Origin of the sequence: Pseudomonas sp. G2-4 (assembly GCF_030064125.1) — a bacterium.
Taxonomy (GTDB): domain Bacteria; phylum Pseudomonadota; class Gammaproteobacteria; order Pseudomonadales; family Pseudomonadaceae; genus Aquipseudomonas.
In genome coordinates this window covers 4279246-4298760 of the sequence record NZ_CP125957.1, presented here as the reverse complement: position 1 = coordinate 4298760, position 19515 = coordinate 4279246, and the positions used below count along the sequence as shown (strand labels likewise).

Here is a 19515-nt window from a genome sequence, read left to right as displayed (position 1 = left end):
GGGAGCAAGCTCCCTCGCCACGATGCGCCACAGATCCATCAGGTCAGCGGATCCCAGCGCTGGGACCAGTCGCTGCCGGTCTGCACGATTTCGCGCAACACTTCGAACGCCTGCTGCAGTGCGACCGAATCCCGGTCCCGGGAATAGACCAGATAGGTCGGGTAGTTGAATTCCGGGGCCTTGGGCACCCGTTCCAGAATGCCGCTGTCCAGGTAGCTCTGCACAACGCGAGTGCGAAAGTAGCCACTGCCACCGTTTTCCAGAATGTACTGCAAGGCCAGTGGGCCTAGGTTGAAGGTCACTGCCGCCTTGGCCTTGTCCGGTAGCGCAGTGTCGTGCTGGCGCCGGAAGTCGGCGCTCCAGTCGATGTACACGTAGGGTTCGGGGCACGTGGCAAGGCGCACCAGGATGAGTTTTTCCTCCAGCAGTTGTTCGACTTGCAGGCGCGGCCAGTATTCCGGTTGGTACACCACCGCCGCGTCCAGCAGGCCCAACTCCAGCTGTTGCAGCAGCTTTTCACCGTCGCGGATGTCCATGCGCAGGGCATGGCCGGGGATCTTCCGGCGCAGCTCGCCGGCCCAGGCGAGCATCAAGGGATTGCACAGGCTGACTTCGCCGCCGAGGTGCAAAACGTTGCGATAACCCTCGGGCAGCGGCAGGTCCCGGCGGGCGGCTTCCCAGGTTTGCACCAGTTGGTTGGCGTAGATCACGAAGGCTTCGCCGTCGGCGGTCAGGCGTGCACCGGCCCGGTTGCGCACGAACAGCGCGCAGCCGAGCTGGCTTTCGAGCTTCTGTACCCGAGCGGTAATCGCTGTCTGGGTGACGTGCAGCTTATCGGCTGCTGCGGCGAGACTGCCGTGGCGGACGATTTCCAGGAAGGTGCGGGCGAGGTCGATGTCCATGTTCGGGCCGATGCGGGGGAAGCGGGCATTGTAAGAGCAGCCACGCGTCCCCGATACCGGGAATCATTGGAGGGGCGTGCAGGGAGAAACCAGGGAAGGGCAAAAACACGAATCCCGCCACGAGGGGGGCGGGATTCGTTTGCAGTCAAAAAGCCCGCGAAGAACGCGAGCGCTGTCTCAGCTTGGGAACAGCTCGGACAGTTTCATCGCCAGCATCATGTCGCCTTCGGTTTTCAGCTTGCCGCCCATGAACGCTTGCATGCCGTCGGTTTCGCCGCTGACGATACCTTCGAGGGTTTCGCCGTCCATGACCAGGGTCACCTGGGCGTCCGGGTTTTCACCTTCCTGCAGCTCGCAGGTGCTGTCCTTGACGATCAGCGAGAAATTCTTGGTATCGTCGATACGGAAACCGAATACCACGTCCAGGCCGGCAGCGGCGGCTGGGTTGAACTTGGCTTTCATGGCTTGTACGGCGTCAGCTACGGAGGTCATGGTTTCGATCCTTATTTGGGTGATACAGCAAGGGTCTACAGTAATCCGGACTCAGCGAAAGGTGATGAGGTCCGGGGCCTTCAGCAGTTGCAGGTGGGCATGACTGTTGAAGGAAGCCAGGGCCACCTCGCGGCCTCTGAATTTCAGGTGGTTGAGCGAGGTGTTGACGATTTGCCAGTTCATTTCGAAGGCCTGTCGGGCCGGTATCTGGGTGATCAGGTGGAGCAGGGCCGTGATGGTGCCGCCGGAGGTGAACACGGCGATTTTCTGGGTATTGTCGGCTTGTTCCAGGATGCGCTGCAGGCCGGCCTGGGCCCGCTCGACGAACCCCAGCCAGCTTTCCAGCCCAGGTGGGTCGTAGCGGCCGCTGAGCCAGCGCTCGACGATCAGTGCGAAGATGCGTTGGAATTCGGCGCGGTTCTGGGCGGCGTTGCGCAGGATGTCCAGGGCTTCGGGTTCCTGCGGGAGCATATCTGGCAGCAGGGCGCGGATCACCGCGTCGGCATCGAACTCGTTGAACGCGGCGTCGATTTCCAGCTCGGGCACCGGTAGCCCTGCGGCGGACATCTGGCCCAGCGCGCCGGTGGCGGTATCCTGCTGGCGGCGCAGGTCACCCGAGAGACAACGATCAAACACGACACCGAGCTCTGCCAGGTGGCTGCCCAAGACTTGCGCCTGGCGCACGCCGTTGGGCGACAGGACATCGTAGTCGTCCGCACCGAAGGAGGCCTGGCCATGTCGAATCAGATAGATGCTGCCCACGTCCGCGTCATCCCGGTACGTTGAAGGTTTGGCGAGGTTATGGGGATGGCGGTGAGCTGTCAATGAAAAAACATACGCTTGTTTGAAATGCCTGTTGCAGCTGCTGGCCAAGGCGCCTGCTCGCGTTTGAGTGCGCAGCCTGTATTCCAAGGAGCGCCAAGGTAACCGCAGGTTTCATGGCTGGCCGCGAGGCAGGCGCATGGGTATGCTGGGAGCGTTAAGTGCCGGCGTTTGAGCGGCGTTTTGAATCGACTAGGAGCCATTGTGGAGTTTTTCATTGAATACGCCAGTTTCCTGGCCAAGACCGTAACGCTGGTGATCGCCATCCTGGTGGTGCTGGCCAGTTTTGCTGCGTTGCGCAGCAAGGGGCGGCGCAAGTCGGCTGGCCAGTTGCAGGTGAGTAAGCTCAACGATTTCTACAAAGGTCTGCGCGAGCGTCTGGAGCAGACGCTGCTGGACAAGGACCAGCTCAAGGCCCTGCGCAAGACAGAGAGCAAGGCTGAGAAGGCTGAAAAGAAGCAAAAGGCCAAACCGGCGACCAAGCCGCGGGTGTTCGTGCTGGATTTCGATGGCGACATCAAGGCTTCGGCCACCGAGAGCCTGCGCCATGAAATCACCGCGCTGCTGACCCTGGCAACCCCTAAGGATGAAGTGGTGCTGCGCCTGGAAAGCGGCGGTGGCATGGTCCACAGCTATGGCCTGGCCTCCTCGCAATTGGCGCGCATCCGTCAGGCTGGCGTGCCGTTGACGGTCTGCATCGACAAGGTCGCGGCCAGCGGCGGTTACATGATGGCGTGCATCGGCGAGAAGATCATCAGTGCACCGTTCGCCATTCTTGGCTCCATCGGCGTCGTCGCGCAATTGCCCAACGTCAACCGTCTGCTGAAAAAACACGACATCGATTTCGAAGTGCTGACCGCCGGTGAATACAAACGCACGTTGACGGTGTTCGGCGAAAATACCGAGAAGGGCCGGGAAAAATTCCAGGAAGAACTGGACATCACCCATGAGCTGTTCAAGAACTTCGTGTCCAACTACCGTCCGCAGCTGGCCATTGACGAAGTGGCGACCGGTGAAGTCTGGCTGGGTGTCGCCGCGCTGGGCAAAGGGCTTGTAGACGAGTTGAAGACCAGCGACGAATACCTCGCCGAACGAGCCAAAGGCGCCGAGTTGTATCACCTGCACTACGCCGAACGCAAAAGCCTGCAGGAACGCATCGGCATGGCGGCCAGCGGTTCTGTTGACCGGGTGCTGCTCAGTTGGTGGAGTCGTCTTACCCAGCAGCGTTTCTGGTAACGGCTAACCCTTGTGGGAGCGAGCCTGCTCGCGATGACGGTGGCACATCCCACATTGATGCAAGCTGACCCACCCCCATCGCGAGCAAGCTCGCTCCCACCTTGGTTTCGAAGTGGTTGCGGGATTTCGACATGATTCATGCCCCAATAAAAAAGCCCTGAACCGGAACACCCGGATCAGGGCTTTTTCATGGGGCTGTTTCAGCGACGACGAAACAGCGGCAGCGGCTCGTCGGTGGCAGCCTGGTAAATCACCGAGAAGTCCTTGAGGCTTTCGAGGGCCTCGTAGGGATCTTTGTCGGCGCGCAAGGCAAAGGCGTCGAAACCGCAGCGGCGCATGTAGAACAGCTGGTCGCGCAGCACATCGCCAATCGCCCGTAATTCACCCTTGAAGCCATAGCGGTCACGCAGCAGGCGGGCGTTGGAGTAGCTACGTCCGTCGGTAAACGCCGGGAAGTTCAAGGCGATGACCTGAAAATGATTGGCATCATCACCAATCTCTTCCGCTTCCTCGTCGGCATCCAACCACACACCCAGGCCACCGTCACGGGCCTTGAGGGCGTGACCGTGATCGCGCCACAGGGCCAGGGGAACGATCAGGTCATCGCAGTTGGAGATGCCATCGAAAGACGCATCCTTGGGCAGCAGGTGCCAGGTTTCGTCGATGACCTCGTTGTTCTTAATGATTCGCTGCATAGACGCGTTCCTTGAAGAGGTCGATGCCAATACGTTGATACGTGTCGATGAAGCGCTCGTCTTCGGTACGTTGTTCAATGTACACGTCGATCAGCTTCTCGATCACATCAGGCATGTCATCCTGGGCAAACGACGGGCCGAGGATCTTCCCCAGGCTGGCTTCGCGGTTACCGCTGCCACCCAGGGAAACCTGGTAGAACTCTTCGCCTTTCTTGTCCACGCCCAGGATGCCGATGTGGCCGACGTGGTGGTGGCCACAGGCGTTCATGCAACCGGAGATGTTCAGGTCCAGCTCGCCGATATCGAACAGGTAGTCCAGGTCGTCGAAACGACGCTGGATCGACTCGGCGATAGGGATCGACTTGGCGTTGGCCAGGGAGCAGAAGTCGCCGCCCGGGCAGCAGATGATGTCGGTCAGCAGGCCGATGTTCGGGGTGGCGAAACCTTGCTCGCGCAACTCGCCCCACAGGGTGAACAACTGGCTCTGTTCAACGTCCGCCAGGATGATGTTCTGCTCGTGGGAGGTGCGCAGTTGACCGAAGCTGTAGCGCTCGGCCAGGTCGGCCACGGCGTCCAGTTGCTTGTCGGTGATGTCGCCCGGCGCAACGCCAGTTGGCTTCAGGGACAGGGTTACCGCGACGTAGCCCGGCTTCTTGTGAGCCAGGGTGTTGCGGGTGCGCCAGCGGGCGAAGCCTGGATGTTCTTTGTCGAGTGCAGCCAGCTCGGCGTCCTGATTGCTCAAGGCCTTGTAGTCTGGATCGACGAAATGCTTGGCCACACGGTGGACTTCGGCTTCGGTCAGGGTGGTCTGGCCGCCGCGCAGGTGAGCCATTTCGGCTTCGACCTTCTCGGCGAACACTTCAGGCGTAAGGGCCTTGACCAGAATCTTGATCCGCGCCTTGTACTTGTTGTCGCGACGGCCGTAGCGGTTGTACACCCGCAGGATGGCGTCCAGGTAGCTGAGCAGGTCCTGCCACGGCAGGAACTCGTTGATGAACGCGCCGACCACCGGTGTACGGCCGAGGCCGCCACCTACCAGCACACGGAAGCCCAGCTCGCCGGCGGCGTTGTAGACCGTCTCCAGCCCGATGTCATGGACTTCGATGGCGGCACGGTCCGAGGTCGAACCATTGATGGCGATTTTGAACTTGCGCGGCAGGTAGGCAAATTCCGGGTGGAATGTCGTCCACTGACGAACGATCTCGCACCATGGACGCGGGTCGATCAGCTCATCGGCGGCGACACCGGCAAACTGGTCTGTGGTGACGTTGCGCAGGCAGTTGCCGCTGGTCTGGATCGCGTGCATCTGCACGGTGGCCAGCTCAGCCAGGATCTCAGGCACGTCTTCCAGCGCCGGCCAGTTGTACTGGACGTTCTGCCGGGTACTGATGTGGGCGTAGCCCTTGTCGTAGTCGCGGGCAATCTTGGCCAGCATGCGCACCTGGCGCGAAGTCAGCTGGCCATAAGGCACAGCCACGCGCAGCATCGGCGCGAAGCGCTGGATGTAGAGGCCATTCTGCAAGCGCAGAGGGCGGAATTCTTCTTCGCTCAGCTCGCCTGCCAGATAGCGTCGGGTCTGATCACGGAACTGCTTGACGCGGTCCTCGATGATTCGCTGATCGTACTCGTCATATACGTACATATAAGTCTCGTTCTCAGGCTTGGGCCGATCAGAAACAGCTGTGTGTTGGCTCGCTGAAATCGGATTCTGCCTCGGCAATTCTGCGCGCACGGCCGCGCACTCCTAAAGGAGCCGGTGCAAGATACCTGTTTTGGGTTATGCGCAAAAGTGATGTTTGAGTATATGTAAAGAACCAAATCGACTATTGAGAGTGATTATTGCCTAACCCACATTTGTCGTACGGGCAATCATCGTCTTAACTGTGGTCGAGTCCCTATGCAATCACCTACAAAACCGACAAGAGGCGATGCAATGAGCAATCCGACCAAAGCAAGGAAAAGCGACAGTTCTGTTGATGCCTGGGCCATTTTGTTCCTGATTATCCTGGTGGTAGGCACCGCAGTATTCTGGGTCAGTCACCAATAAGCGGTTGTCCCAGGCGATGAAAAAACTGTGGGAGCGAGCTTGCTCGCGATGGCGGTGGTTCAGTCGGATTGATGTCGACTGGTACACCGCCATCGCGAGCAGGCTCGCTCCCACAGGGCCATGTGTTGTGTTGGAGAGCGTTACAACCCCGCCAAATGCACCACCAGCTTGACGATGCCAAACAGCGTCAGGGCGAAAATCACCGTGAACGCGATGCCCAATAGCACGAAGTGACTGGGCTTGCCGTGGGTGAAATCACGGGCGCGGTTCTTGCCACTCTGCACGCCAATAGCGGCGGCCAGCACGCTGTGCATCATCTGCCACAGGGTGGGCGGCTTGTTGTCGACTGGATCGTCCATAAATCCCTCGTCTGTCATGTGTGTGGGACAAGCATAGACAACCCATGAAAAAAGATCGCCGCTTGCGTCGGCCCCTGCGGAGATTGTTAATCCCTGTAGGCGCTGGCGCAAGCGGCGATCTTTTTGGCAGAGGGGGTTTTAGTTGTCGTAGCCCAGGTTCGGCGACAACCAACGCTCCGTCACACTCAACTCCTGGCCTTTACGCGCCGTGTAGCTCTGCACCTGGTCCTTATCGATCTTGCCCACGGCAAAGTACTGCGCCTGGGGATGGGCGAAGTACCAGCCGCTGACCGCCGCCGCCGGGAACATCGCGTAGTGTTCGGTGAGGAACACCCCGCTGCGTCCGGCCTTCAGTTCGCTGGCCTCGGGGTCGAGCAGGCGGAACAGGGTGGCTTTCTCGGTGTGGTCCGGGCAGGCCGGGTAGCCGGGGGCAGGGCGGATGCCGGTGTATTGCTCCTTGATCAGGGCGTCGTTGTCCAGGCTCTCGTCCTGGGCGTAGCCCCAATGCTCCTTGCGCACCTGTTGGTGCAGCCATTCGGCGCAGGCTTCGGCCAGGCGGTCGGCGAGGGCCTTGACCATGATCGAGTTGTAGTCGTCACCGGCCTCCTGATAGGCCTTGGCCACTTCTTCGGCACCGATGCCGGCGGTGGTGATGAAGCCGCCGACGTAATCGGTCACGCCGCTGTCCTTGGGCGCGACGAAGTCGGCCAGGGAGAAGTTCGGCTTGCCGTCAGTCTTGATGATCTGCTGACGCAGGTGATGCAGGCGGGCCAGCGGCTTGCCGTCGTCGCCGTAGACTTCCAGATCGTCGTCATGCACCTGGTTGGCCGGCCAGAAGCCAAACACGGCGCGGGCGCTGATGAGTTTCTCATCGATCAGCTTGCGCAGCATGGCCCGGGCATCGGCGTACAGCGCGGTGGCGGCCTCCCCGACCACTTCGTCGGTGAGGATGCGCGGGTATTTGCCGGCCAAGTCCCAGGAAATGAAGAACGGTGTCCAATCGATGTATTCGGCCAGGACGTTGAGGTCGATGTCGTCCAGGACCCGCGCGCCGGTGAAGGTCGGCTTGACCGGCTGGTAGCTGCTCCAGTCGAATTGCGGCTTCTTGGCCACGGCTGCGGGGTAGCTCAGGCGTTCGGTGCGGGCGCTGCGATTAGAGGTGCGTTCGCGCACGTCGATGTATTCCAGGCGGGTTTTCTCGACGAATGCCGGCTTGAGTTCCTTGGACAGCAATTGGGTGGCCACGCCCACGGCACGGGAGGCGTCGGTGACGTAGATCACCGCGTCATTGCTGTACTTGGGTTCGATTTTTACCGCTGTGTGGGCCTTGGAGGTCGTCGCGCCGCCGATCATCAGTGGCAGGTGGAAATCCTGGCGCTGCATCTCGCGCGCCACATGCACCATCTCATCCAGGGAGGGGGTGATCAGGCCGGACAGGCCGATGATGTCGCACTTCTGCTCTTTGGCCACCTGCAGGATCTTCTCCGCCGGCACCATTACGCCCAGGTCGACAATGTCATAGCCGTTGCAACCGAGCACCACGCCGACGATATTCTTGCCGATGTCATGGACGTCGCCCTTGACCGTGGCCATCAGGATCTTGCCCTTGGCCTCCGGCTTGTCGCCTTTTTCCGCCTCGATGAACGGAATCAGGTGGGCCACGGCCTGCTTCATCACCCGGGCGGATTTCACCACTTGCGGCAGGAACATTTTACCGGCGCCAAACAGGTCGCCGACGATGTTCATGCCGGCCATCAGCGGGCCTTCGATGACTTCGATGGGGCGGGTGAAGGACTGGCGCGACTCTTCGGTGTCTTCAACGATGTGGGTGGTGATGCCCTTGACCAGTGCATGTTCCAGGCGCTTGTTGACTTCCCAACCGCGCCATTCCTCGGTTTCCGCTTCCTTGACGCTGCCGTCGCCCTTGTACTTGTCGGCGATGGCGAGGAGGGCGTCGGTGCCTTCGGGGGTACGGTTGAGGATCACGTCCTCCACGGCATCGCGCAGTTCCGCCGGGATCTGGTCGTAGATCTCCAGCTGGCCGGCGTTGACGATGCCCATGGTCAGGCCCGCGCGGATCGCATACAGCAGGAACACCGAGTGGATCGCCTCGCGCACCGGGTTGTTGCCACGGAACGAGAACGACACGTTGGACACGCCGCCGGAGGTCAGCGCGTAGGGCAGTTCGTCGCGGATGTAGGCGCAGGCGTTGATGAAGTCCACGGCATAGTTGTTGTGCTCCTCGATGCCGGTGGCGACGGCGAAGATGTTCGGATCGAAGATGATGTCTTCCGGCGGGAAGCCAACTTCATTGACCAGGATGTCATAGGAGCGCTTGCAGATTTCCTTCTTGCGCGCCTCGGTATCGGCCTGGCCGGCTTCGTCGAAGGCCATCACGACCACGGCGGCGCCGTAGCGTTTGCAGAGTTTGGCGTGATAGATGAACTGCTCGACGCCTTCCTTCATGCTGATGGAGTTGACGATGCCCTTGCCCTGGATGCACTTGAGGCCGGCTTCGATCACTTCCCATTTCGAGGAGTCGATCATGATCGGCACGCGGGAGATGTCCGGTTCGCCGGCGATCAGATTGAGGAAGGTCACCATGGCCTTCTTCGAATCGAGCATGCCCTCGTCCATGTTGATGTCGATCACCTGGGCACCGGCCTCGACCTGCTGCAGGGCCACTTCCAGGGCTTCGGTGTAGTTGTCTTCGCGGATCAACCGGGCGAACTTGGCGGAACCGGTGATGTTGGTCCGCTCGCCGACGTTGACGAACAGCGAGCTGCGATCGATGGTGAACGGTTCCAGGCCCGACAGGCGGCAGGCCCGGGGAATCTCTGGAATCGGTCGCGGTGCATAGCCGGCCACGGCCTTGGCGATGGCTTCGATGTGCGCCGGGGTGGTGCCGCAGCAACCGCCGACGATGTTGAGGAAGCCGCTCTGGGCAAATTCCTCGATGACTTTGGCGGTCTCGGCCGGCAATTCGTCGTATTCGCCGAATTCGTTGGGCAGGCCAGCGTTCGGGTGCGCCGAGACATGGGTGCTGGCCTTGTTCGACAGCTCCTCCAGGTACGGCCGCAATTCGCTGGCGCCAAGGGCACAGTTCAAGCCCACGGAGATCGGCTTGGCGTGGGCCACGGAGTTCCAGAAGGCTTCGGTGGTCTGGCCGGACAGGGTGCGGCCGGAGGCGTCGGTGATGGTGCCGGAGATCATGATCGGCAGTTCGACACCCAGTTCTTCGTAGACGCCCTGCACGGCGAAAATCGCTGCCTTGGCGTTCAGTGTGTCGAAAATGGTTTCGATCAGGATCAGGTCAGCGCCGCCTTCGATCAGGCCCTTGGTGGCCTCGGTGTAGTTTTCCACCAGTTCGTCGAAGGTTACGTTGCGGTAGCCAGGGTTGTTCACGTCCGGGGACAGCGAGCAGGTGCGGCTGGTCGGGCCGAGCACGCCGGCGACGAAGCGCGGTTTGTCCGGGGTTTCCAGGGTCTTGGCGTCGGCCACCTTGCGGGCCAGGCGCGCGCCTTCCAGGTTCAGTTCGTAGGCCAGGGCCTGCATGCCGTAGTCGGCCTGGGACACTTGGGTGGCGTTGAAGGTGTTGGTTTCCAGGATGTCGGCGCCGGCATCCAGGTAGGCTTTTTCGATGGCGCCGATCACGTCGGGGCGGCTCAAGACCAGCAGGTCGTTGTTGCCCTTGACGTCACTCGGCCAGTCGGCAAAGCGCTTGCCGCGGTAGTCCTGCTCCTCGAGCTTGTAGCTCTGGATCATCGTACCCATGCCGCCGTCGAGGATCAGGATGCGTTCCTTGAGGGCTTGCTGGAGAAGATAAAGGCGAGCACTGCGATCGGACATAGGACTACCTGGGGAAAAAAGACCATTACGAAGGCCGGAATGATAACAAACCTGTGCGAGATTTGATCATGGACGGCATTTGCATGAATTTTGCTCATACTCCTTTCCAAGGCTGTTCCGGCAAATGTTGGCTTAAACGCAGGCAGCGTGGCATTTCACTCCTACGATCTGCCGACACGCGCGGCTCTTTCCCGACAAAAATACTAGGACTTTGTCCGGCGCGATGATTGGCGTAAACTGCCGGCAAGCCTGTGAGGAGTTCCCATGACCGCCATTACGATTACCGATGCCGCCCACGATTACCTGGCTGACCTGCTGTCCAAGCAGAACACCCCAGGTATCGGGATCCGCGTCTTCATCACCCAGCCTGGCACCCAGTACGCAGAGACGTGCATTGCCTATTGCAAGCCGGGAGAAGAAAAACCCGAAGACACCGCGCTGGGGCTCAAGAGCTTCACCGCCTACATCGACTCGTTCAGCGAAGCGTTTCTGGATGATGCGGTGGTCGACTACGCCACCGACCGCATGGGCGGCCAGCTGACCATCAAGGCGCCGAATGCCAAAGTGCCGATGGTCAACGCCGACAGCCCGGTCAACGAGCGCATCAATTATTACCTGCAAACCGAAATCAACCCGGGGCTGGCCAGCCACGGCGGCCAGGTTTCGCTGATCGACGTGGTGGAAGACGGCATCGCCGTGCTCCAGTTCGGCGGCGGCTGCCAGGGCTGCGGCCAAGCCGACGTGACCCTCAGGGAAGGCATCGAGCGCACCTTGCTCGAGCGTATCCCGGAGCTCAAGGGCGTACGCGACGTGACCGACCACACGCAGAAAGAAAACGCCTACTACTGATAGGTGTTCGCTGCGCAGGTAGAACGGTGTTTATGTGGCGAGGGAGCTTGCTCCCGCTCGATTGCGAAGCAATCGCAAGGAAACCGATGTGCTCTTCGTGATGGGCGCTTGGGTTGCCGGGGGACCGCTTCGCGGTCCAGCGGGAGCAAGCTCCCTCGCCACAATTGCTTCAGAGTTTGTCAGATCGAGTCAGGGCCTGTAGAGATGCGCATGTCCGGCTCGGTACAGCGACGATTCGCTGAACAGGTCATTCCCCAGCACACGTCCCACCAGAATCAACGCCGTACGGCGAAAGCCCTTGGCTTGCACCTTTGCCGCGATATCGTCCAGCGTCCCCAGCACCCAATCCTGATCCGGCCATGTTGCCCGGTGAATCACCGCGATCGGGCAATCCGCGCCGTAGTGGGGCAGCAGTTCACTGACGATTTTTTCCAGATGGTTGACCCCCAGGTGAATCGCCATGGTCGCTCCGTGCTGCGCCAGGCTGGCAAATTCTTCCCCGGCGGGCATCGCGGTCTTGTCCGCGTAGCGGGTGAGAATCACGCTTTGGGAGACGTCAGGCAGGGTCAGTTCTGCACCCAGCAAGGCTGCGCAGGCTGAGGTCGCGGTTACGCCCGGGATGATTTCGAAAGGGATATCCAGCGCCCGCAGGCAGCGAATCTGCTCGCCGATGGCGCCGTACAGGCTCGGGTCGCCGGAATGCACCCGGGCGATGTCCTGGCCCTTGGTATGCGCGGTTTTGATCAACTCGATGATTTGTGCCAGGTGCAGCTCGGCGCTGTTGACCACCTGTTCGGCGCGATGGCCTTCAAGCACGGCCGCCGGCACCAGGGAACCGGCATAGATGATCACCGCGCAGCTGCGAATCAGCCGCTGGCCTTTGACGGTGATCAGTTCCGGGTCGCCGGGGCCGGCGCCGATGAAGTAAACGGTCATGACCGGCTCCTGTAAAAGTGAGTAAGCGTCGCCCAGATGAAGATCGCTCATGATCCTGAGGGCGAATTATCGGGATTTACGACACGAGCGCCAACGCCAACGTGACGCTGGGGGCCTTCTGGCGGGAAATCAGCAGGGTTGCGGGCTTCGTGCCTAGCTGATCGGCCAGGGCCAGGGCCGCGCTTTCGGCGACGCCGTAGCAGCCCGTGCGCTCGAAGGCGATTTCGGAGCGGTGACTGAGCCGATCCTGATATCCGGCCAACTGCCGGGCACTGAAGCAGGTCAGTGGCAGCATCAATTGCCTGGCCAATTCCAGCAGGCCCGGCTCGTCACGCTTGAGGTCGATACTGGCCAGGGCCTGCACCTGATCAAGCGCAATGCCGTGGGCCAGCAGCGTCTGGTCGAGCAATGCCCGCAACGTGCTGGCCGGGCAACCGCGCTGGCAGCCGAGGCCGACCACCAGCATCGGCCCGTTGTTCATGCGTTGTGGTGGGCTTGGCCGTCACGGCGAAACAGCCAGGCGCTGATCAGGCCCAGGGCCAGCCAGAACGCGACGTTGGTCACTTGCGAGGCAATCTTGAATTGAGTTTCAAGCGCTTCTGGCGCCAGCATCGAATGGACTTCGGGTTGCGGCGCACCGATGACATGGGGCACCAGCAACGTCGCCACGCCCAGCAACTTGAGCAGCCAATGCTTGCCGAAGGCGATCAGGGCAATGCCCACCGCCGTGGACGCGGCGGTGCCGATCCACCACATCTGCCGCTGGGCCAGGTCGGCCGCTGCGGTGCCGGGCAGTTCCGGCGGCAGGCCAAGGGTCGGCGCCAGGACGAACGTGGCATAACCAGCCAGTCCCCAGAGCAGCCCTTGGGATGTGCGAGTCGGCGCGCGCAAGGTGTACAGGCCCGCCAGCATCAGGGCGAAACCCACCGCGACCACCAGGTTACCCCCGGTGGTGGACAGCACACGCTGCCAACCGTCTTCCGGCTCCCAGGCCTCGGCATCATGGGTGTGGGCAACGCCGTCGGCGTGTTCATGGACCTCGGAGGTCGGGGCCTTTTCAAAAGTCTCGGCCTGCAGAATCAGCGGCGATACCCAGAAACTTTGCAGGAGGGTCAGCAGCAGGGCGGCCAGCAATCCGCTGAAACCGGCGGTCTGGGCAATACGCTTGATCATGTCGTCAGGTCTCAATGGCACGGGAATGCGGCGCTATGGCGGGTATCGTGGGCGGCGTTGTGCACCGCTTCAATGTGGGAGAAACCGGCGAAATAGACCAGGCCGGCGCCCAGGATCGAGGCGAAGATCGCGGCGCTCAGGCGTTGGCTCAGGGTGGTGGTGCTACTGGCGGTGCGGGCGGTGCTGCTGATGGTCGACATGGCGCTTCCCTCTGGTCTTGTCAGCGGGTGAATCGAGCGCAATGAAACCCCGGGCGAAGGCCCGCCAGGGTTCGAACAGCGCCCGCCCACCGCGGGTTGTTGATGCATGAGTCATGGGCCGGTCTCCGGGCTCGCGAGGGGCAGGGGCTGAGCCTTGCCTGCAAGCATCACCTTCCCATGTCGTGAGACACAGTGGTTTAGACGCTTCACTCGCTTACCGTTGCGGGGGCAGCACCGGACTGACGTGGCTTTGGAGTAAAGCACACGATTCACCGGTTTCCCGTTTCACCCTGTGAAGGGCACCCGTAACAAGTGGTTTGTGTAGCGGGTTCTGTTAGCCCAACTTCGGCGCCAGAAATCCATATCCTGCGTTGCTGTTCCTCGCCATAGCGGGCTATGACTCGTCACAGCGCCTTGGCTATGGACTTCCGGCATCCGAATTTGAGCTAACAGAACCCGCTACGCAAACCATGCACAGGAGAGCATGGGCGGGGGCGGGGCGTCAATGTACAAGGGCAGACGAGGGCTGTTGTGGCGAGGGAGCTTGCTCCCGCTGGGCAGCGCAGCGGCCCCCGGCTCTTTGCGGTCGCTGCGCAACCGAGCGGGAGCAAGCTCCCTCGCCACAACAGCATCCTGCATCTTGCTTGCGGACATTGACCCGCCCCCACACCCTGCGTAGCCTTGCGCCTTCGAGGTTCTTCGGCCTGCGCCGAAGCTAAGAAGGGAACGCGGTCCAAGCCGCGGCTGCCCCCGCAACTGTGAACGGTGATGTTTCTGCAAGGCCACTGTGCATACCCCTTTATATCCGGGGCGCGCGGGAAGGCGCAGCAATTGCCAGTCGAAAGACTGGCCCACCGTCAGCCAGGAGACCTGCCTCGACACAGATTCTCACTACAACCGGGCGGGGTGATCCGGTGGCGAAATCTTCCGCGCGCGCCTTTGCCAGCGGTTGTCGTCCCGTTTGCCCGCCACCTTGCCAAAGGGCATCCGATGAAAACACTGGCCAAACTCCCCGTCACCATCGTCACCGGTTTCCTCGGTTCGGGTAAAACCACCTTGCTGCGGCACATGCTCGATAACGCCCAGGGCCGGCGTATCGCCGTGATCGTCAACGAATTCGGCGAACTGGGTATCGACGGCGAGATCCTCAAGCAGTGCTCCATCGGTTGCACCGAAGAAGAAGCCAACGGCCGCGTCTACGAACTGGCCAACGGCTGCCTGTGCTGTACGGTGCAGGAAGAGTTCTTCCCAGTGATGCGCGAGCTGGTGGCGCGACGCGGCGACCTCGACCACATCCTCATCGAAACCTCCGGTCTGGCCCTGCCCAAGCCCCTGGTCCAGGCCTTCCAGTGGCCGGAAATCCGCAGCGCCTGCACCGTCGATGCGGTGATCACCGTGGTCGACAGCCCGGCCGTGGCCGCCGGTACCTTCGCGGCCTTCCCGGATCAGGTCGATGCCCAGCGCAAACTCGACCCGAACCTGGACCACGAATCACCGCTGCACGAGCTGTTCGCCGACCAACTGGCCAGCGCCGACCTGGTAATCCTCAACAAAGCCGACCTGATCAGCCCGGAAGACCTGGCGAAAGTCCGTCTGGAAGTGGCCGAAGAGCTACCACCGGCGGTCAAGGTCATTGAAGCCAGCAGCGGTCGCCTGCCACTGGAAGTACTCATCGGCCTGGGCGCCGGCTCCGAAGAACACATCGACGGTCGCCACAGCCATCACGATCACCACCATGACGGCGACGATGACGACCACGATCATGACGCCTTCGACTCCATTTCCATCGAGCTGCCCCAAGCCGACGAAAGCCTGCTGCTGGATGCATTGACGCAACTGGTGGTCCAGCACGGCGTGCTACGGGTCAAGGGTTTCGCAGCGATCCCGAGCAAGCCGATGCGCCTGCTGATCCAGGGCGTCGGCACGCGATTCGACAAACATTTCGACCGCCAATGGGGCGCCGATGAAGCGCGGGTGACCCGCCTGGTGTTGATCGGCCAGGCGCTGGACGCGGCGCTGCTTGAAGCGCAGTTGCGCGCCGCCCTCAGCGCCTAAGCCATGCACCTGCTCAGGACCCAGCCCGGCGGCTTCGTGTCGGATGACAACATTGCCGACCTGGGACAAACCCCCGCCGAGCTGGTGATCCTGTGCAGCGGCGACTCCAGCCTGGCGCTGCTGGCCGAAGCGGCGAAGCAATTGCCGGGCGATTATCCCGAGTTTCGCCTCGCCAACCCGATGCAAGTGCAGAACCACGCCTCGGTGGACCTGTACTTCGAAGACGTGCTGCGTCACGCCAAGGTCATCCTGTTGTCGCTGCACGGCGGCATCGGGTATTGGCGCTATGGCATTGAACGCCTGATGGAACTGGCCGGGCGCGGGGTGAAATTGATCCTGGTGCCGGGGGACGATCGTCCGGACCCGGAACTCAGCGACCTGAGCAACGTGCCCTTCGAAGACCGCGACCGGCTCTGGCAGTTCTTGCGCCAGGGCGGCCTGGGCAATGCCCTGGACCTGTTCCATAACCTCGCCAGCCAATGGTTCGGCCGCGATTATCCGTGGGCCGAACCGCAAGTATTGCCGCGCACGGCGATCTACCATCCCGGAAAAACCAGCGCCAGCCTCGACGATTGGCAAACCGACTGGCAGGCCGCCCAACCGGTGGCGGCGGTGCTGTTCTATCGCTCCCACCTGCAAGCGGCGAACACCGCCTTCATCGACGTGTTCTGCCAGCGCCTGCAAGCGGCGGGGCTCAACCCGTTGCCGATTGCCGTGGCGAGCCTCAAGGAGCCCGCTTGCCTGGCGCTGGTCGAAGACTGGCTGGATGCGGTGGAAGCCGGGGTAATCCTCAATACCACCGGCTTCGCCCAGTCCAGCCCGGAAGCACCGCACCTGCGACCGTTCCGACGCAACATCCCGGTGATCCAGGCGATCTGCGCCCAGGACAACGAACCGGGCTGGCGCGCCAGCGAACAGGGCCTGGGGCCACGGGACCTGGCGATGCACATTGCCTTGCCGGAGCTGGACGGGCGGATCATCAGTCGCCCCATCAGTTTCAAGGACCTGGCCTGGCGCAGCGAGCGCAGCCAGAGCGACGTGGTCTGTTATCGGGCGGTGCCGGAACGCATGGATTTTGTCGCCGAACTGGCGCGGCGCTGGACCACCCTGGCGCGCCTGCCCAACGCCCAGAAGCGTGTAGCACTGATCCTCGCCAACTACCCGACCCGGGACGGGCGCATCGGCAATGGCGTCGGCCTGGACACCCCGGCGGCGGCGCTGAATATCCTGCGAGCCATGCAGGCCGAGGGCTATCCGCTGCCAGCCGAATTGCCCGCGAGCGGCACCGCGTTGATCCAGCAGTTGCTCGGCGGGGTCAGCAACGATCTGGACAGCCTCGACCTGCGTCCGTGTCACCAGAGCCTGGCCCTCGATGCTTACCAGGCCATGTTCGACGCGCTGCCCGAGGCCAATCGCCAAGCGGTGCTGGAGCGCTGGGGCGCGCCCGAGAAAGATCCGATGTTCCGTGACGGTCGCCTGATGGTCGCCGGCCTGCGCCTGGGCCTGACGTTCGTCGGGATCCAGCCGGCCCGGGGTTATCAGGTCGATCCGAGTGCGGTGTACCACGACCCGGACCTGGTGCCGCCCCACGGTTACCTGGCGTTTTATTTCTGGTTGCGCCACACCTACGGCGTCCACGGGGTGATCCACGTCGGCAAGCACGGCAACCTCGAATGGCTGCCGGGCAAGGGTGTCGGGCTGTCGGAGAGTTGCTGGCCGGACGCGCTGCTGGGGCCGCTGCCGAACATCTATCCGTTCATTGTCAACGACCCGGGTGAGGGCGCCCAGGCCAAGCGCCGTACCCAGGCGGTGATCATCGACCATTTGATGCCGCCGCTGACCCGCGCCGAAACCTACGGGCCGTTGCGTAACCTCGAGCTGCTGGCCGACGAATACTACGAGGCGCAATTGCTCGACCCGCGCCGCGCCCGGGAACTGCAACGGGACATCCTCAACCTGGTGCGCGAGACGCACATCGACCGCGAGTTGCAACTCGACGCGGCCCTCGACAGTGACGCCGATGCGGCGATCTGGCTGCCGCGCCTGGACACTTACCTGTGCGACTTGAAGGAGTCGCAGATCCGCGACGGCCTGCACATTTTTGGCGAATCGCCCAGCGGACGGCTGCGCATCGACACCCTGCTGGCGTTGTTGCGCATTCCCCGGGGCGACGGCAAGGGCGCGCAGTCGAGTCTGCTGCGGGCGCTGGCCAAGGCGTTCGGGCTGGGCTTCGATCCGTTGGATTGCGCCCTGGCGGAGCCCTGGGCGGGTGATTGTCCCGAGGCCTTGCGTCGGGTCAGCGATGAGCCTTGGCGCACCGCTGGCGATACGCGTGAACGCCTGGAACTGTTCGCCGCGCAGCTGATCGAGCAGGCACTGGACGGTGTGGTCGAGCAGCTTAATGCGCCGGGCTGGGAGACGGTGGACAGCATTATCGAAAACCTGCGCTCCGTCGTGGCCCCGCGGCTGGACGCCTGCGGTCCGGCGGAAATCCGTGGCTTGCTCGATGCCTTGAACGGGCGCTTCGTGCCGGCCGGCCCCAGCGGTGCGCCGAGTCGCGGGCGTTTGGATGTGTTGCCCACCGGGCGCAATTTCTTCTCGGTGGACGTGCGCAACCTGCCCACCACCACGGCGTGGCGCATCGGTTTCCAATCGGCGAACCTGATCCTTGAGCGGCACTTGCAGGACCATGGCGATCACCTGCGCCAGCTCGGCCTGTCAGTGTGGGGCACCGCCACCATGCGCACTGGCGGCGATGATGTTGCCCAGGCCATGGCGCTGATGGGCGTGCGTCCGGTGTGGGCCACGGGCAGTCAGCGGGTCGATGATTTCGAGATCCTGCCGTTGAGCCTGCTGGACCGGCCGCGGGTCGATGTCACGCTGCGGGTCTCCGGGTTCTTCCGGGATGCTTTCGCCAACCTGATCCGGCTGTTCGATGCGGCGGTGCAGGCCGTCGCCGCCCTGGATGAACCGGACGACATGAACCCCTTGGCGGCCAAGGTGCGTGGCGAACGCGAAGCCCTGTTGGCGTCTGGCCTTGAGCCAGGCGCGGCGGCTCGCCAGGCCGGCTGGCGGATCTTCGGTGCCAAGCCCGGTGCCTATGGCGCGGGCGTGCAGGGCGCTATCGACGGTCGCCTGTGGCAGAGTCGCGAGGACCTGGCCGAGGTGTACCTGAACTGGGGCGGCTACGCTTACGGCGGCAGCGATGAAGGCACCGCCGCCCGGGAGCAGTTCTCTCGACGCCTGAGCCAGGTGCAAGCGGTGCTGCAGAACCAGGACAACCGTGAGCACGACCTGCTCGATTCCAACGACTATTACCAGTTCCAGGGCGGCATGCTGGCAGCGGTGGAGACCCTCAGCGGCGAAACTGCGGCCAGTTACCATGGCGATCACAGCCAGCCGGACCTGCCGAAGATCCGCACGTTGAAAGAAGAGCTCAACCGCGTCATCCGTTCCCGGGCGGCCAATCCGAAGTGGATCGACGGGGTCAAGCGTCACGGCTATAAAGGCGCGTTCGAATTGGCGGCGACGGTGGACAACCTGTTCGCCTTCGACGCCACCACGCAACTGATCGACGATCACCAGTACGCTTTGCTGGCCGATGCCTACCTGCTCGACCCCGACACCCGGGACTTCGTCCGCCAGCACAACCCCGACGCCCTGCGGGACATGACCGAGCGCATGCTTGAAGCGCAGCAGCGGGGGATGTGGCAAGAGCCGGGTGAGTATCGCGAGGCGTTGGAGAATTTGTTGTTGGACATCGAGGAGGATGGCTGAAATGCGGACAGGAGACGTGCACTTGTGGCGAGGGAGCTTGCTCCCGCTCGGCTGCGCAGCAGTCGTCATTCTGGAAGGGTGTTGGGACCTCAAGTCCTGGGGGGCGCTTCGCGCCCCAGCGGG

15 protein-coding genes and 2 riboswitches are annotated in these 19515 nt (G+C 62.4%); of the genes, 4 read left to right on the top strand and 11 right to left on the bottom strand.

The features are described from left to right. Positions 1 to 38 precede the first annotated feature (38 nt). The 3 genes from QNH97_RS18600 to QNH97_RS18590 form a co-directional block, all read right to left on the bottom strand. On the bottom strand, positions 39 to 902 hold the full coding sequence (locus QNH97_RS18600) for a LysR family transcriptional regulator (RefSeq protein WP_283553318.1): 864 nt from the start codon (positions 900 to 902) through the stop codon (positions 39 to 41). 177 nt (positions 903 to 1079) lie between these two features. After that, positions 1080 to 1394, bottom strand: a complete 315-nt coding sequence (locus tag QNH97_RS18595) for an SCP2 sterol-binding domain-containing protein (protein WP_283553317.1) — start codon at positions 1392 to 1394, stop codon at positions 1080 to 1082. A 51-nt stretch (positions 1395 to 1445) separates the two neighbouring features. Then, positions 1446 to 2156 carry a histidine phosphatase family protein gene (locus QNH97_RS18590; protein ID WP_283553316.1) on the bottom strand — a complete coding sequence of 237 codons (711 nt, stop codon included), beginning with the start codon at positions 2154 to 2156 and terminating at the stop codon, positions 1446 to 1448. A gap of 264 nt (positions 2157 to 2420) precedes the next feature. Between QNH97_RS18590 and sohB the strand changes: the two genes are divergently transcribed. Next, the gene (gene sohB / locus QNH97_RS18585; protein WP_283553315.1) at positions 2421 to 3452 is read left to right on the top strand and encodes a protease SohB; all 1032 of its coding nucleotides are present in this window, start codon (positions 2421 to 2423) and stop codon (positions 3450 to 3452) included. A 200-nt stretch (positions 3453 to 3652) separates the two neighbouring features. Here sohB and QNH97_RS18580 read toward each other — a convergent pair whose 3' ends face one another. From QNH97_RS18580 to metH, 4 genes are all read right to left on the bottom strand, one after another. Further along, the gene (locus QNH97_RS18580) at positions 3653 to 4147 is read right to left on the bottom strand and encodes a DUF934 domain-containing protein (protein ID WP_283553314.1); all 495 of its coding nucleotides are present in this window, start codon (positions 4145 to 4147) and stop codon (positions 3653 to 3655) included. Beyond that, a complete protein-coding gene (locus QNH97_RS18575; RefSeq protein WP_283553313.1) occupies positions 4131 to 5789 on the bottom strand; it encodes a nitrite/sulfite reductase in 1659 nt (552 codons plus the stop codon). The genes QNH97_RS18580 and QNH97_RS18575 overlap by 17 nt, the downstream gene beginning before the upstream one ends. Positions 5790 to 6334: 545 nt before the next feature. Beyond that, complete coding sequence (locus QNH97_RS18570) at positions 6335 to 6553, bottom strand: DUF2970 domain-containing protein (protein WP_283553312.1); 219 nt, start codon at positions 6551 to 6553, stop codon at positions 6335 to 6337. Positions 6554 to 6691: 138 nt separating this feature from the next. Further along, on the bottom strand, positions 6692 to 10402 hold the full coding sequence (gene metH, locus QNH97_RS18565) for a methionine synthase (RefSeq protein ID WP_283553311.1): 3711 nt from the start codon (positions 10400 to 10402) through the stop codon (positions 6692 to 6694). Positions 10403 to 10666: 264 nt separating this feature from the next. Between metH and nfuA the strand changes: the two genes are divergently transcribed. Next, positions 10667 to 11251, top strand: a complete 585-nt coding sequence (gene nfuA, locus QNH97_RS18560) for a Fe-S biogenesis protein NfuA (RefSeq protein ID WP_135844710.1) — start codon at positions 10667 to 10669, stop codon at positions 11249 to 11251. A gap of 189 nt (positions 11252 to 11440) precedes the next feature. On the opposite strand, the gene cobM is transcribed toward nfuA, so the two are convergent. The 4 genes from cobM to QNH97_RS18540 form a co-directional block, all read right to left on the bottom strand. Beyond that, positions 11441 to 12187, bottom strand: coding sequence for a precorrin-4 C(11)-methyltransferase (gene cobM, locus QNH97_RS18555; RefSeq protein WP_283553310.1), 747 nt, complete (start codon positions 12185 to 12187; stop codon positions 11441 to 11443). 76 nt (positions 12188 to 12263) lie between these two features. Then, positions 12264 to 12668, bottom strand: coding sequence for a cobalamin biosynthesis protein (locus QNH97_RS18550; protein WP_283553309.1), 405 nt, complete (start codon positions 12666 to 12668; stop codon positions 12264 to 12266). After that, on the bottom strand, positions 12665 to 13360 hold the full coding sequence (locus QNH97_RS18545; protein ID WP_283553308.1) for a CbtA family protein: 696 nt from the start codon (positions 13358 to 13360) through the stop codon (positions 12665 to 12667). Before QNH97_RS18545 ends, QNH97_RS18550 begins: the two co-directional genes overlap by 4 nt. Before the next feature lie 11 nt (positions 13361 to 13371). Beyond that, positions 13372 to 13560 carry a CbtB domain-containing protein gene (locus QNH97_RS18540; protein ID WP_025214547.1) on the bottom strand — a complete coding sequence of 63 codons (189 nt, stop codon included), beginning with the start codon at positions 13558 to 13560 and terminating at the stop codon, positions 13372 to 13374. Positions 13561 to 13659: 99 nt separating this feature from the next. Then, positions 13660 to 13882, bottom strand: a riboswitch (cobalamin riboswitch). 353 nt (positions 13883 to 14235) lie between these two features. Then, a riboswitch (cobalamin riboswitch) is annotated at positions 14236 to 14452 on the top strand. Positions 14453 to 14550: 98 nt separating this feature from the next. On the opposite strand from QNH97_RS18540, the gene cobW reads away from it, so the two are divergent. Then, entirely contained in the window at positions 14551 to 15615 is a 1065-nt protein-coding gene (gene cobW / locus QNH97_RS18535) for a cobalamin biosynthesis protein CobW (protein WP_283553307.1), read from the top strand. Positions 15616 to 15618: 3 nt separating this feature from the next. After that, complete coding sequence (gene cobN, locus QNH97_RS18530) at positions 15619 to 19392, top strand: cobaltochelatase subunit CobN (protein ID WP_283553306.1); 3774 nt, start codon at positions 15619 to 15621, stop codon at positions 19390 to 19392. The last annotated feature ends 123 nt before the right edge of the window (positions 19393 to 19515 follow it).